Origin of the sequence: Pseudomonas cedrina subsp. cedrina (genome assembly GCF_001983175.1) — a bacterium.
Taxonomy (GTDB): domain Bacteria; phylum Pseudomonadota; class Gammaproteobacteria; order Pseudomonadales; family Pseudomonadaceae; genus Aquipseudomonas; species Aquipseudomonas cedrina.
In genome coordinates, this window is sequence record NZ_MNPW01000005.1 from 74,588 (window position 1) to 88,893 (window position 14,306).

The window sequence follows — 14,306 nt, forward strand, 5'->3', positions numbered from 1 at the left end:
GATCATGCTTAAACTCGAATTCCTGTCTGGTGCCCGAAAGGGTGAACAAGCTATATTGAACATAGCCTCAGACGAGGCCACTTCACGTCCGCAAATACGCGAAGATGACGTTATAAAATTTACAGCGACTCTTGATCGAGAGGCTAGGGTTAAGCTTGTTCTGCATGAAATACAAATGTACGCTACAAGCCGAAAGCAAGTCGGTGATAGTTGGATATATGAGTGGTCGCCAGGTCTAGGGGAGTATAGGCATCATTGCTTTTTTCAAAACTACTATGGTCTTGCATCATTAGATCTTCTTATTGAGGATTTTGAACCTTCTAATTTAACTCTTGAATATGTCCCCGTCTCACCTTCAAGTAGTAAAATACTCATTGAGTATCAGGAGATAGAAGTTCTGGCGAAGAGTGAGAATGCATCGCGAGTGGATGCCATGATCAACTTTCTAAGTTCCCAGGACTCCAATCTCATTGCAAGCGTCTTCCGTGTAACTCGACTTAGAGCCGGATTTATCGGTGATGAAGGTCGTTCAGATAGCCAGTATTTAGACAGAATTGAGAAGAATACTAGAGAGCTGGAGAGAGTGACCAGAGCGCTCTTCAGGAACCCGATCCTAAAATCTAGAGCGCAAACTCGCCTGGTCGTTCCAAACGAACACTCGGTCCCTGATGATTCAACAATTTCTTGGATTAACGATAATACCAGTGAGATTTATCAAACAGATGATCAGTTCTCTTCTTTCTTTGAGATTGACGACGTTCACTTTAATGCAAATAAAATTTTAGAGACGTATGTGGCTACAAGTAGTGACTGCTACGAGAACAGAGTTATTCACGGGTATGTGGTTTTATTAAAGCGAGCAGTGAAATCAATTCTCGATTCAATGAAGTCAAGAAAGCTTGTTCAAGAAAAAGAGCCGCCGAAAGGTTATGCTTCCTTTTTTACCCAGATCAATAAATATTCTACAATAATTAACAAAAACAAAATTCAACGTTGTTCAGATCTTGATCTTCGCTTAGGCGCTATATTGGCAAAGCTGAAAAATCTGATACCTGTCAGTAATCTCCATCTTGGGGTTCCGCAACTAACACCAAAGGCGAAGTCTAATCCAATTTATAGGGAAATATTTGTGCGCATGATTGAATTCATGCGTTTTGGGAAGCCAAGCTGGGATGTAAATGATGAACTATTGTCAATCACCTCAGTGCCTAAGCTATTTGAGTACTATTGTCTGTTTATTGTTAGGGAGAAGATAGAAAACTTTATTGCAAAGGAAACCCCAGCTCATCGTGCGGAGAATGAGGCTACAGAGAATATTTCGAAATTTAGCTATGCGTTTCGGGAGCTAACCATAAATTTGCTCTACGAACCGTCTTACTGGACTCACGGTCATCACAATGCAAAAAGTGCGCACCTCATAAACAGCGAAGGGTGGACTCGCTCCAAACTCGAAAAATTTAAATACAGCTCTGATCCACTTATCGATTTCAGTGTTGGTAAACGAGGTACTACTGGCCCGCATGCTCGCCGTAGTCCAGACTTGGTTGTTCAAGTAGAAGCACCTGGTCGTCAAACTTTATCAATAATTATTGATGCCAAATACACAGGGAATGAAAAAGCATTTTTAGATTATCTTCCCGATTTGACAATGAAATATATTCATGGGATTCATGACAAGGCTACGGGTCACCAGCAAACTGTAGCATTAATCGTCATTAATCCAACTAGCGATCTTGAAGAGCGAACTCGACACTTTCACTCGGAAAGCTATTCAATTCACGGTAGCTCACCGGTGATTCCTGCGCTGCTTGTCAGCTCTTTGGACTTTACGACGGCTGAACTACAGGCGTCAGATTTTCACAGCAATATCATCAAAGTGCTTGAGTTGGTTACAAATATGCAAAACATCAACGAAAAGGAGAAAGTAAAACTATCCATCGTGGCGTGATTGGTCTGAATTAAAAACACGTCTAAAATCCTCTTGTTTTTAGTAGGTGCCAATATGAATATGATGTTTGCAAATTTTTCGTCATAGATATCCCCTTAGGGTTCTGGTGTAATTTATTGCTTGCGATTATTCATGCTGTGCAAAGTCATCATGAGGTGATCTATTACCACTGAAGTGTCTATAAGCCAAAACTTCGAAATACTGACTATCAGGATTCTGTCCAAAAAAGCGGAAGCGGCTGAGGCTTCCGCTACCTCATCAGCCGCCCTATCTTTTGAGTTGAAGGACAATGAAATCAAGCTCTGCCTTGATTGCTTCGACCGTCAAAGTCTCGACTTTACTAACTTTGTTGTCTTTATTGTTTAGGGGCAAATGGGGGGCAAATGGGGACAGATTTATTTATGTTCTGATCGAAGGCCCATTCGTCGCATGGCACCACGCCTCATTAGGGATTGCAGGCTAGGAGCGCAGCCAACTGTCGGCCTGAGACACAAGAGCCCATATCAGATGCAACCATCCGGAAACTCCAGGCAGTTGAGTCCCACGGCTTGTAAAAATCACCCACAAAAAAGCCCCAGCTCTTCCGACCTGGGGCTTTTTCATCTCTATCTGGTGCACCCGGCGGGATTCGAACCCACGACCCCTGCCTTCGGAGGGCAGTACTCTATCCAGCTGAGCTACGGATGCTTGTGCGGGCGACATCATACCCATGTCGACCTTGGGCGTCCATGCTGGTCTTCGGGCGTTTGCGCGTAGGAACCTGCCGCCCGGAGGCCCTAACCCAGGCACCACCGATCAGTGCGCTGAAACCAAGGCCAACTACGCTGATCAGAAAGTTCAGGCAAACGCGCCGGTTTCGTTCTTTTTTTCGAACAGGCTATTGCCCTGTACCCCCATTGATCCTAGGATTCGTTTGAGATTTCAAACGCTCTGCCTCTCTTGCGCTATCTATTCACTGTGGCGCGTTGAGGCCGATTTCCCTGACGGCAGCCCACAAGGCGCCTTTCAACAACTCTAATTCGCTCCGCGTGCGCGCGGTGCTGTTAAGGAAAGCCGACATGCAGCTCAAAGACACCCAGTTGTTCCGCCAGCAAGCCTTTATCGATGGCGCTTGGGTCGATGCGGACAACGGTCAGACGATCAAGGTCAACAACCCTGCCACGGGCGAGATTCTCGGTACCGTGCCGAAGATGGGCGCCGCGGAAACCCGCCGGGCCATCGAGGCCGCCGACAAGGCGTTGCCGGCCTGGCGTGCGCTCACCGCCAAGGAGCGCGCCAATAAGCTGCGCCGTTGGTTCGAGCTGTTGATCGAGAACCAGGATGACCTCGGTCGCTTGATGACCCTCGAGCAAGGCAAGCCGCTGGCTGAAGCCAAGGGCGAAATCGTCTACGCCGCTTCCTTTATCGAGTGGTTCGCCGAAGAAGCCAAGCGCATCTATGGCGACGTGATCCCCGGCCACCAGCCCGACAAGCGTCTGATCGTGATCAAGCAGCCGATCGGTGTGACCGCTGCGATCACGCCGTGGAACTTCCCGGCCGCGATGATCACCCGTAAAGCCGGCCCTGCCCTGGCCGCTGGTTGCACCATGGTGATCAAGCCGGCGTCGCAAACGCCGTTCTCGGCCCTGGCGCTGGTTGAGCTGGCGCACCGTGCCGGTATCCCGAAAGGCGTGTTGAGCGTGGTCACCGGCAGCGCCGGCGACATCGGCGGCGAGCTGACCAGCAACCCGATCGTGCGTAAGTTGTCCTTCACCGGCTCGACTGAAATCGGTCGCCAGTTGATGGCCGAATGCGCCAAGGACATCAAGAAGGTTTCCCTGGAGCTGGGCGGTAACGCGCCGTTCATCGTGTTCGACGACGCGGACCTGGATAAGGCCGTCGAAGGCGCGATCATTTCCAAATACCGCAACAACGGCCAGACCTGCGTCTGCGCCAACCGTCTGTATATCCAGGACTCGGTCTACGATGCGTTCGCCGAAAAACTCAAGGTGGCCGTGGCCAAGCTCAAGATCGGCAACGGCCTGGAAGAAGGCACCACCACGGGTCCGCTGATCGATGAAAAAGCCGTGGCCAAGGTCCAGGAACACATTGCCGATGCCCTGAGCAAAGGCGCGACGCTGCTGGCCGGTGGCAAGGCGATGGAAGGCAACTTCTTCGAGCCGACCATCCTCACCAACGTGTCGAAAGACGCCGCCGTGGCCAAGGAAGAAACCTTCGGCCCGTTGGCTCCGCTGTTCCGCTTCAAAGACGAAGCCGAAGTGATCGCGATGGCCAACGACACCGAGTTCGGCCTGGCTTCTTACTTCTATGCGCGTGACCTGGGCCGTGTGTTCCGTGTGGCTGAAGCCCTGGAATACGGCATGGTCGGCGTCAACACCGGGTTGATCTCCAACGAAGTGGCGCCGTTCGGCGGCATCAAGGCGTCGGGCCTGGGCCGTGAGGGCTCCAAGTACGGGATCGAGGATTACCTGGAAATCAAATACCTCTGCCTGGGCATCTAAGCTCGGTAAAGGATCGCTGCAAACGCAAAGGGCACGAGAGCGCTGACCCTTTGCGTGTTTGACCCCGTTATTCGCAGTGGCCGGGAAAGCTGTGGCAGTCGATCATCGCATGCTGCCGTAGTTGCCTCCCCGCCACCTATCCTTGAGCCACGCCGCCCGATGAGCGGCGAATGAGGACTTTATGAGCAAGACCAACGCTTCCCTGATGAAACGCCGCGAAGCCGCTGTACCGCGCGGTGTTGGCCAGATTCACCCGATCTTCGCCGAATCGGCGAAGAACGCCACCGTGACCGACGTTGAAGGTCGCGAGTTCATCGACTTCGCCGGCGGTATCGCCGTGCTGAACACCGGCCACGTGCATCCGAAAATCATCGCCGCCGTGACCGAGCAGTTGAACAAGCTGACGCACACCTGCTTCCAGGTCCTGGCCTACGAGCCTTACGTGGAACTGTGCGAAAAAATCAACGCCAAGGTCCCAGGCGATTTCGCCAAGAAAACCCTGCTGGTCACCACCGGTTCTGAAGCCGTGGAAAACGCGGTGAAGATCGCCCGCGCCGCTACCGGCCGTGCCGGCGTGATCGCGTTCACCGGTGCCTACCATGGCCGCACCATGATGACCCTGGGCCTCACCGGTAAAGTCGTGCCGTACTCGGCCGGCATGGGCTTGATGCCTGGCGGCGTGTTCCGTGCGCTGTTCCCGAATGAGCTGCACGGCGTGAGCGACGACGATGCCATCGCCAGCATCGAACGCATCTTCAAAAACGATGCCGAGCCGCGTGATATCGCTGCGATCATCATCGAACCGGTGCAGGGCGAGGGCGGTTTCTACGTCGCGCCCAAGTCCTTCATGAAGCGCCTGCGCGAGCTGTGCGACAAGCACGGCATCCTGCTGATCGCCGACGAAGTGCAAACCGGTGCCGGCCGTACCGGTACCTTCTTCGCCATGGAGCAGATGGGCGTTGCCGCCGACCTGACCACCTTCGCCAAATCCATCGCCGGCGGTTTCCCGCTGGCCGGTGTGTGCGGCAAGGCCGAATACATGGACGCCATCGCCCCAGGCGGCTTGGGCGGCACCTACGCCGGTAGCCCGATCGCTTGCGCGGCCGCGCTGGCGGTGATGGAGGTGTTTGAAGAAGAGCAACTGCTGGACCGCTGCAAGGCGGTGGGCGAGCGTCTGGTGACTGGCCTCAAGGCGATCCAGGCCAAGTACCCGGTCATCGGCGAAGTGCGTGCCCTGGGCGCGATGATCGCGGTCGAGCTGTTTGAGAACGGCGACAGCCACAAGCCAAACGCGGCGGCGGTTGCCTCGGTGGTGGCCAAGGCGCGTGACAAGGGGCTGATCCTGTTGTCCTGCGGTACCTACGGCAACGTGCTGCGCGTACTGGTGCCGCTGACCTCGCCGGACGAGCAGTTGGACAAAGGCTTGGCGATCATTGAAGAGTGCTTCTCCGAGCTGTAGGCGGATGCTGAGCTGATCGACAAAAAAAACCCGCTTCGGCGGGTTTTTTTGTGTCTGGAATAAATCCTGAGAGTTGCACGATCCCCTGTGGGAGCTGGCTTGCCTGCGATAGCGGCAGACCACACAGCACAGTGCTAGCTGACAGACCGCTATCGCAGGCAAGCCAGCTCCCACAGGAAAAGGGTGTCTCCCACAGTGGAAGAGGGTCTAGCCCGCCACCACGCGGTTCTTGCCCAAACGCTTGGCCTCGTACATGGCGGTATCGGCCCGGGCGAACAAATTGTCCAGCGTCGAGTCTTGTTCGGTGAGGCTGGCAAGGCCCTGGCTGATGGTCACGCTGAAGGCCTGGCCCGCATAACTGAAGCTCAGCGCCTGGATCTCCTTGCCCAGCCGCTCGGCGACTTGCAGGGCCATTTCCGGCGAGCAACCGGGTAGCACGGCTGCAAATTCTTCGCCGCCGATGCGTCCGAACAGGTCGCCACGGCGCAATACGCTGCGACCGCTCTCGGCGATACGGCGCAATACCTGGTCACCTTCTAGGTGGCCGTAGGTGTCGTTGACGTCCTTGAAGTCATCGATGTCCAGCAGCAGGAAGGCCAGCGGCGCGCCTTGGGCGCAGGCGCTGTCGAAGGCCTGGTTGGCGCATTCGAAGAAATGTCGGCGGTTGCTGCTCTGGGTCAGCACGTCGGTAGTGGCCAGACGGTGCAGCTCCAGTTCCATCTGTTTCTTTTCGGTGATGTCTTCGGCCATGCCCACCACCACCAGCGGTTCGTCGGGGTCGGCCTGCTGGTTGATGTAACACTTGTCGCTCAGCCAGCGGATCTGCCCGTCGGCGGTGATGATGCGGTACTCGCGGTCCTCCACGGTGCCGGTTTCCAGCACGCGGGCCAGGCTGTGTTCGGCGTAGTCGAGGTCTTCGGGGTGGATGCTGTTGCGCCATTCCCGATAGTCGGCAAGCAGCAGGCCGGCGGAGCGTCCGAATATGCGCTCATAGGCGGGGCTCACGTAGAGTACGCGGCGGGTCTCCCAGTCGATGGCCCACAGCACCGCATTGACGCTGACCAGCAGCGAACTCAGCAGTTGTTCGCGTTCACTCAAGCGCTCGACCTCACCCTGTGCATGCACCAGCGCCAGCAGGGTTGAAGCCGCAGCCGGACGCGGGTGTTCAGCGACGGGTGGATCAGGCAAACAAGGCTTTTCGTGAACCATCGGCACAACTCTCTCTGGGCGCGCCGCAAGGTGGAGCAGCGGTCACAACAAGGGGCCACCATGATGGCGAAGTGTTCATTGAGAGAGGCGAATTGCAGTGAAGTTCCGTCAACAGGACCGATTGCCGGTGACCGAGAAATGACGCCAAAAAGCTGCGGGGTGGGAGGGAACGCCCTCCCACCGTACCCTCATACGGTTACAGGGCGCAGCGAATAGGTCTTCAATTGATGGGCAAAGTCCCGCAGGGACTGGATACCGCTGGCCTCGGCTTCGTGCACCCATTCCTTGATGGCGGCGAGCATATCGTGGCCGTTTGAACTGGTCTTCAGCCAGATCTGCTGCAGCGCCAGGCGCTTTTCGTAGATCACTTTCAGGGCTTGGCTGTGTTCCAGCATGCCCTGGATGCGCAGGTGATGGCGGTCGTCCAGCAAGCTGGTTTCCCGCGACAGCAGGCGTTTGGCGCGGTGGAACTGGTGGCGCACCGAGTGATCGACCTTTTCCAGCTCCTGCTTGACCAGCGGGCCGATCACCAACTTGCGGTACTGGGCCATGATCTGGAAGCGGTTGTTGAGGATCGCCATGGCGGTGTCCATGTCCAGGTGGCCCTTGCCTTCCACGCGATGGGCGATAGGGGCGACGCGTTGCACCTTGGCCAGGCGCAGGAAGCTGAATACCTTGATCCACGCCCAGCCCAGGTCGAACTCCCATTTTTTCACCGACAGCTTGGCGGAGTTGGGGTAGGTGTGATGGTTGTTATGCAGCTCTTCGCCACCCACGATAATGCCCCATGGCACCAGGTTGGTCGCCGCGTCACGGCATTCGAAGTTGCGATAGCCCACGGCATGGCCCAGGCCATTGATCACACCGGCGGCCCAGAAGGGAATCCACATCATCTGGATCGCCCAGATCGTGATGCCGATGGTGCCGAACAGCAGCAGGTCGATCACGCCCATGATCGCCACGCCCAGCAGCGGATAGCGCGTGTAGACCTTGCGCTCGATCCAGTCGTCCGGGCAGTTCTTGCCGTAGATGCGTAGGGTCTCGGGGTTCTCAGCCTCGCTGCGGTACAGCTCGGCGCCTTTGCGCAGCACGGTCGACAGGCCTTTGATCACCGGGCTGTGCGGGTCGTCGACGGTTTCGCACTTGGCGTGATGCTTGCGGTGGATGGCGGTCCACTCGCGGGTGTTCTGCGCCGTGGTCAACCACAGCCAGAAGCGGAAGAAGTGTTTCAGGCCGGCATTGAGCTCCAGGGAGCGATGGGCTGAATAACGATGCAGATAGACCGTGACCGCAATAATGGTCACGTGGGTCATCAACAGAGTGACCGCCACCAGTTGCCAGGCTGACAGGTCAAGAAAACCGTTGTACCACATAGGCTGTATGGCCCTCAGATAAAGAAAAGAACAGCTCACGCATTATCACTAAGCCTACACAGAAAACCAGCCGCCCTTTCAGATAGGAGTGACTGGATGTTTCTTATTCTATAATCCGCAGCCTTTGTAGGGCGATTCTGTTTTTGGGTAAGGATTACTGACCATATGCTGTTTTCATACCGAGGTGCCCTGCGTGCGGGGCTGGTCTACCTGCTGGTTTCCGTGCTGTGGATAAGCCTCACGCCCGCGATATTGATCGAATTTCTCGATAACCCGAGTGAGCTGACCCATTGGCTGCAGGTTCGCGGCTATGTGTGGGTGGCCCTCAGTGCCGTGGCGATTTCCCTGCTTTGCGCCCGGTTTGCCCGTGCCAGCCAGTTGCTGCAACCCCTCAAGGAAAACCGCGAGCGCCTGCGCCAGGCCGCTGCGGTGTTCGACTGCACCCGCGAAGGCGTGCTGGTGACCGACGCGCAGGGCCTGATTGTCCACGTTAATCGGGCCTTTATGGCGATCACCGGCTACCAGCGCGAAGACGTCATGGGCCAGCAGCCGAGCCTGTTCAAGTCTGGGCGCCATTCGTCGAATTTTTACCAGCAGATGTTCCAGAGCCTGGCGCGCACCGGCGAATGGAGCGGGGAAATCTGGAACCGACGCAAAAGCGGGGAGATTTATCCACAGTGGCAAACCATTCGGGTGATCTTCGATGACCAAGGCCAGGTCTCGCATTACGTCGCGGTGTTTTCCGACATCAGCGCCATCAAGGACTCCGAGCACGAACTGGCCCACCTTGCGCACCACGACCCGCTGACCGACCTGCCCAACCGCCTGCTGTTCACCGACCGCGCCGAGCAGGCGCTGGCTTCGGCGCAACTGCACAAGCGCGGTTGCGCCCTGCTGTTGCTGGACCTGGACCACTTCAAGATCATCAACGACAGCCTGGGCCATAACGTCGGTGACCAGTTGCTCAAACTGGTGGGCGAACGGCTCACGGCGCTGCTCGGCCCGGGTGTGACCCTGGCGCGCCTGGGCGGTGATGAGTTCGCCGTGCTGGCGGAAAGTTGTCCACAGCTGGCCCAGGCCGGCGGCCTGGCGCAACGTATCTTGCAGACGATGAAACAACCGTTCATCTTCGATGACCACCAGCTGTTTATCAGCGCCAGTATCGGTATCAGCCTGTTCCCCAACGACGCCCTGAGCGCTGAACAACTGCTGCGTAACGCCGATTCCGCGCTGTTCAAGGCCAAGAGCGCCGGCCGCGAAGGCTATGCGTTGTACACCGAAGAACTCACCGCTCACGCGCAGAACCGTGTGGAAATCGCCAGCGAATTGCGCCGCGCCCTTGAGCGGCAGGAGCTCTGCGTCTATTACCAACCGGTGCATGAGCTGCACGGCGGCCGCTTGATCGGCGTCGAGGCGTTGGTGCGCTGGCAGCACCCGGAGCGGGGCCTGGTGCCCCCGGTCGAGTTCATCCCCATTGCCGAACGCACCGGGTTGATCGCCGAGATCGATGCCTGGGTCATGCACCAGGCCTGCCGGCAAATGTGCCAATGGTTGTCCCAAGGGGCGCCCTTGAGTTTCATCGCCGTCAACGTGTCCAGCCGCCTGTTTGCGCGGCGCGAGCTGTATGCGCAGGTCGCCCAGGTGCTGCATGAAACCGGCCTGGACCCGGCGTTTCTTGAACTGGAGGTTACTGAAAGCGCCGTGATGCAAGACCCGGAGGTCGCCCTGGAGCAGATGCACCGCCTGCGCGAGCTGGGCCTGCGCCTGGCCATCGATGACTTTGGCACCGGCTATTCCTCATTGCTGCGCCTCAAGCGCCTGCCGGTACAGAAACTCAAGATCGACCAGGGTTTTGTCGCCGGGCTGCCGTGGGACGAAGATGACGCCGCGATTGTGCGCGTGGTGATCGCCCTGGCCAAAAGCATGGGCATGCAGGTGCATGCCGAGGGGATCGAGCAGGCGGAGCAGGCGCGGTTTCTGCTCGACCAGCAGTGCGATATGGGCCAGGGATATTGGTTTGGGCGGCCGGTGCCGGCAGAAGAGATAGATTGGATGAAGGCGCCAACCATCCGGATTTGAAATGCCTTCAACCTGTGGTAGCTGGCTGGCCTGCGATGGGCATGGGTATCTACACATCTTTGTAGTGAGCGGGCTTGTCCCGCGCTGGGTGGCGAAGCAGCCCCAAACCAGGCGACCGGATTCTACCTGAAGCTCGGCGATGCCTTTATTGGGGCGGCTTCGCCACCCAGCGCGGGACAAGCCCGCTCACTACAGAGAGATTTGTCAGCCTTTGAGGGTTGTGTAGATACCTATGCTGCGATGGGGGCCGACCAGTTGCTGCATTCGGTGACTGACACACCGCTATCGCAGGCAAGCCAGCTCCCACAGTTGGATTTGCATCAAGCTGACTCAGTACTCGGCTCCAAAACCTGCATCTAACCCCACGCCCCAATAGGAAATTATTTTTGGTTATATAAACATTCTTAAATAGTCTTTTTAAGAATATCCGCGCTTATTTACTATCGCCCTCACGCCACAAGCAGTGCCACCACTGCGCAGGCATCTTCATTTCAGGAGCGAGACCATGAGCGCATCTCTACGTAGCGTTGACGGCCAGGACGAAGCAGCCATTTTGCGCGAGATCCAGAGCGCCCTGCGCGATCTGCGGTTTGGCGCGGTGGAAATCACGGTGCACAACGCGCAAGTCGTGCAGATTGAACGCAAAGAAAAATTCCGCCTGCAGAACCCGGGTAACAAGCCCGCCTAAGCAACAACTATAAGAATAAGCCCCTGTAGGAGCGAGCTTGCTCGCGAAAACCTTTAACGATGACGCAGCGCTATCAGGTAACTCGCGTCGGCCTCAGGTTTTTCGCGAGCAAGCTCGCTCCTACAGGGGCGGCCAACACCCCAGAATTTCAGGAGCTTCTATGTCGTCGATTCGCCGTTATGCCCTGGCCGCCCTGGCCAGCGCCGTGTTTGCAGGTTCCGCGGTTGCCAAGGACTACGAGTTGCTCAACGTCTCGTACGACCCTACGCGTGAGCTGTACCAGGACTACAACGCTGAGTTCACCAGCTTCTGGAAACAGTCCCACCCCGGCGACACCGTCAAGATCCAGCAATCCCACGGTGGTTCGGGCAAGCAGGCCCGGGCTGTGATCGATGGCCTGCGCGCCGACGTGGTCACCCTGGCCCTGGCCGGTGACATCGACGAAGTTGCCAAGCTGGGCAAGACGCTCCCGGAAAATTGGCAGACCCGCCTGCCGGATGCCAGCACCCCGTACACCTCGACCATCGTGTTTTTGGTGCGCAAGGGCAACCCCAAAGGCATCAAGGATTGGGGTGACCTGATCAAGAAAGACGTGTCGGTGATCACGCCGAACCCGAAAACCTCCGGCGGCGCCCGCTGGAACTTCCTCGCCGCCTGGGCCTACGGCCTGAAAGCCGGTGGCAGCGAAGCCAAGGCCCAGGAATACGTCAAGGAGCTGTTCAAGCACGTGCCGGTGCTGGACACCGGCGCGCGCGGTTCAACCATCACCTTCGTCAACAACGGCCAGGGCGACGTGTTGCTGGCCTGGGAAAACGAAGCCTTCCTGGCCCTGAAAGAAGACGGCGGCGCCGACAAGTTCGATATCGTCGTGCCTTCGCTGTCGATCCTCGCGGAGCCGCCAGTGGCCGTGGTCGACAAGAACGCCGAGAAAAAGGGCAACACCGAAATCGCCACCGAATACCTCAAGCACCTGTACAGCCCGGCTGGCCAGGAAATTGCGGCGAAAAACTTCTACCGCCCACGCGATGAGAAAGTCGCCGCCAAATACGCCCAGCAGTTCCCGAAACTGGACCTGGTGACTATCGACAAAGACTTCGGCGGCTGGAAAACTGCCCAACCGAAATTCTTTAACGACGGTGGCGTGTTCGACCAGATCTACACGGCGCAGTAAGCCAAAGTATCTATAGGGATCCGCTTTTCTGTGGGAGCTGGCTTGCCTGCGATGGCATCACCGAGGTGTGACTGATACACCGAGGTGCCTGCATCGCGGGCAAGCCCGGCTCCCACACAAGCCAGTGTCCACAGAAACGTGCAGTGGTGTTTACCCTTTAACCAAGGACTCTTATGTCGCGTCGTACCTCCCCCGTCATACCCGGCTTCGGGCTGACGCTGGGCTACACCGTCGTGTACCTCAGCCTGATCGTACTCATCCCGCTGGCGGCGATGTTTGTCCACGCCGCCCAACTCACCTGGGATCAGTTCTGGGCCATCATTTCCGCACCGCGCGTGCTGGCGGCATTGAAACTGAGCTTCAGCACCGCGTTGTATGCCGCGCTGATCAACGGCGTGATCGGCACGCTGCTGGCCTGGGTGCTGGTGCGCTACACCTTCCCCGGCCGCAAAATCATCGATGCGATGATCGACCTGCCGTTCGCCCTGCCCACCGCCGTGGCCGGTATCGCGCTGACGGCCTTGTATGCGCCGAACGGCTTTGTCGGCCAGTTCGCCGCCGACCTGGGCTTCAAGATCGCCTACACCCCCTTGGGCATCACCCTGGCGCTGACCTTCGTCACGTTGCCGTTCGTAGTGCGCACGGTGCAGCCGGTACTGGCCGACATCCCCCGGGAAGTCGAAGAAGCCGCCGCCTGCCTGGGCGCCAAGCCGCTGCAGGTGTTCCGCTACATCCTGGTGCCTGCGTTGCTGCCGGCTTGGTTGACCGGTTTCGCCCTGGCGTTTGCCCGTGGCGTCGGTGAGTACGGTTCGGTGATCTTCATCGCCGGCAACATGCCGATGAAAACCGAGATCCTGCCGCTGCTGATCATGGTCAAGCTCGACCAATACGACTATCGCGGCGCCACGTCCATCGGCGTGCTGATGCTGGTGGTTTCCTTTGTATTGCTGCTGCTGATCAACTTGTTGCAGCGGCGCATCGAACGTCCATAAGGAGGCGCGGAACATGTCCCAATCGTCTATTTCCGCCGCGTCCTCGGCCAACGCCGCCCGCCGTGGCAGCGCTGTGTCGCGACGTATCCTGATCGGCCTTGGCTGGCTGGTGTTCGTCCTGTTTCTGCTGTTGCCGCTGCTGATCGTGGTGACCCAGGGCCTGAAAAACGGCCTTGGCGCGTTCTTTACCGCCATCCTCGAACCCGACGCGTTGTCGGCGCTGAAACTCACGGTGATCGCCGTGCTGATTTCGGTGCCGCTCAATGTGGTATTCGGCGTCAGCGCCGCCTGGTGCGTGAGCAAGTACTCGTTCCGTGGCAAAAGCATCCTGGTGACGCTGATCGACCTGCCGTTCTCGGTGTCGCCGGTGATTGCGGGCCTGGTCTACGTACTGATGTTCGGCGCCCAGGGCTTCTTCGGCCCGTGGTTGCAGGACCACGACATCCAGATCGTATTCGCCTTGCCCGGTATCGTACTGGCGACCATCTTCGTCACCGTGCCCTTCGTGGCCCGTGAGCTGATCCCGCTGATGCAGGAGCAGGGCACCCAGGAAGAAGAGGCCGCGCGCCTGCTGGGCGCCAATGGCTGGCAGATGTTCTGGCATGTCACCGTGCCGAATATCAAGTGGGGCCTGATCTACGGCGTGGTGCTGTGTACCGCGCGGGCCATGGGTGAGTTCGGCGCGGTGTCGGTGGTGTCCGGCCACATTCGCGGCGTCACCAACACCCTGCCGCTGCATGTCGAGATTCTCTACAACGAATACAACCACGTCGCCGCGTTTGCGGTGGCCAGCCTGTTGCTGATCCTGGCGCTCTTCATCCTGCTGCTCAAGCAGTGGAGCGAGAACCGTATCAACCGCCTGCGCAACAGCGCTGGTGAGGAATAA

At 57.6% G+C, this 14,306-nt stretch carries 10 protein-coding genes and 1 tRNA gene; 8 read left to right on the forward strand and 3 right to left on the reverse strand.

What is annotated here, in order from left to right:
• The first annotated feature begins 4 nt into the window (after positions 1-4).
• Complete coding sequence (locus BLL36_RS30460; RefSeq protein ID WP_130925911.1) at positions 5-1,948, forward strand: hypothetical protein; 1,944 nt, start codon at positions 5-7, stop codon at positions 1,946-1,948.
• Positions 1,949-2,558: 610 nt separating this feature from the next.
• On the opposite strand, the gene BLL36_RS11385 is transcribed toward BLL36_RS30460, so the two are convergent.
• Positions 2,559-2,635: transfer RNA gene (locus tag BLL36_RS11385), tRNA-Arg, on the reverse strand.
• 371 nt (positions 2,636-3,006) lie between these two features.
• Between BLL36_RS11385 and gabD the strand changes: the two genes are divergently transcribed.
• Both gabD and gabT read left to right on the forward strand, forming a co-directional pair.
• Complete coding sequence (gabD, locus tag BLL36_RS11390; RefSeq protein ID WP_076951528.1) at positions 3,007-4,449, forward strand: NADP-dependent succinate-semialdehyde dehydrogenase; 1,443 nt, start codon at positions 3,007-3,009, stop codon at positions 4,447-4,449.
• Positions 4,450-4,630: 181 nt separating this feature from the next.
• Complete coding sequence (gene gabT, locus BLL36_RS11395) at positions 4,631-5,908, forward strand: 4-aminobutyrate--2-oxoglutarate transaminase (RefSeq protein WP_076951529.1); 1,278 nt, start codon at positions 4,631-4,633, stop codon at positions 5,906-5,908.
• Positions 5,909-6,115: 207 nt separating this feature from the next.
• Here gabT and BLL36_RS11400 read toward each other — a convergent pair whose 3' ends face one another.
• Positions 6,116-7,117, reverse strand: a complete 1,002-nt coding sequence (locus BLL36_RS11400) for a sensor domain-containing diguanylate cyclase (protein WP_076951530.1) — start codon at positions 7,115-7,117, stop codon at positions 6,116-6,118.
• A 188-nt stretch (positions 7,118-7,305) separates the two neighbouring features.
• On the reverse strand, positions 7,306-8,490 hold the full coding sequence (desA, locus tag BLL36_RS11405) for a delta-9 fatty acid desaturase DesA (RefSeq protein WP_076951531.1): 1,185 nt from the start codon (positions 8,488-8,490) through the stop codon (positions 7,306-7,308).
• Between the two features lie 165 nt (positions 8,491-8,655).
• Between desA and dibA the strand changes: the two genes are divergently transcribed.
• The 5 genes from dibA to cysW all read left to right on the forward strand — a co-directional run bounded on the left by dibA (position 8,656) and on the right by cysW (position 14,306).
• Positions 8,656-10,569, forward strand: coding sequence for a phosphodiesterase DibA (dibA, locus tag BLL36_RS11410; RefSeq protein ID WP_076951532.1), 1,914 nt, complete (start codon positions 8,656-8,658; stop codon positions 10,567-10,569).
• Between the two features lie 505 nt (positions 10,570-11,074).
• Complete coding sequence (oscA, locus tag BLL36_RS11415) at positions 11,075-11,257, forward strand: sulfur starvation response protein OscA (RefSeq protein ID WP_010565387.1); 183 nt, start codon at positions 11,075-11,077, stop codon at positions 11,255-11,257.
• Between the two features lie 160 nt (positions 11,258-11,417).
• The gene (locus BLL36_RS11420) at positions 11,418-12,428 is read left to right on the forward strand and encodes a sulfate ABC transporter substrate-binding protein (RefSeq protein ID WP_076951533.1); all 1,011 of its coding nucleotides are present in this window, start codon (positions 11,418-11,420) and stop codon (positions 12,426-12,428) included.
• 173 nt (positions 12,429-12,601) lie between these two features.
• Positions 12,602-13,420, forward strand: a complete 819-nt coding sequence (cysT, locus tag BLL36_RS11425) for a sulfate ABC transporter permease subunit CysT (protein WP_076951534.1) — start codon at positions 12,602-12,604, stop codon at positions 13,418-13,420.
• Between the two features lie 13 nt (positions 13,421-13,433).
• Positions 13,434-14,306 carry a sulfate ABC transporter permease subunit CysW gene (gene cysW / locus BLL36_RS11430; RefSeq protein WP_076951535.1) on the forward strand — a complete coding sequence of 291 codons (873 nt, stop codon included), beginning with the start codon at positions 13,434-13,436 and terminating at the stop codon, positions 14,304-14,306.

Bases quoted from the DNA above. Each gene is read 5' to 3' on its own strand.
- BLL36_RS30460 (WP_130925911.1), top strand. From the start codon at position 5: ATGCTTAAACTCGAATTCCTGTCTGGTGCCCGAAAGGGTGAACAAGCT.
- oscA (WP_010565387.1), top strand. From the start codon at position 11,075: ATGAGCGCATCTCTACGTAGCGTTGACGGCCAGGACGAAGCAGCCATT.
- dibA (WP_076951532.1), top strand. From the start codon at position 8,656: ATGCTGTTTTCATACCGAGGTGCCCTGCGTGCGGGGCTGGTCTACCTG.
- BLL36_RS11400 (WP_076951530.1), bottom strand. From the start codon at position 7,117: ATGGTTCACGAAAAGCCTTGTTTGCCTGATCCACCCGTCGCTGAACAC.
- gabD (WP_076951528.1), top strand. From the start codon at position 3,007: ATGCAGCTCAAAGACACCCAGTTGTTCCGCCAGCAAGCCTTTATCGAT.
- cysT (WP_076951534.1), top strand. From the start codon at position 12,602: ATGTCGCGTCGTACCTCCCCCGTCATACCCGGCTTCGGGCTGACGCTG.
- cysW (WP_076951535.1), top strand. From the start codon at position 13,434: ATGTCCCAATCGTCTATTTCCGCCGCGTCCTCGGCCAACGCCGCCCGC.
- gabT (WP_076951529.1), top strand. From the start codon at position 4,631: ATGAGCAAGACCAACGCTTCCCTGATGAAACGCCGCGAAGCCGCTGTA.
- desA (WP_076951531.1), bottom strand. From the start codon at position 8,490: ATGTGGTACAACGGTTTTCTTGACCTGTCAGCCTGGCAACTGGTGGCG.
- BLL36_RS11420 (WP_076951533.1), top strand. From the start codon at position 11,418: ATGTCGTCGATTCGCCGTTATGCCCTGGCCGCCCTGGCCAGCGCCGTG.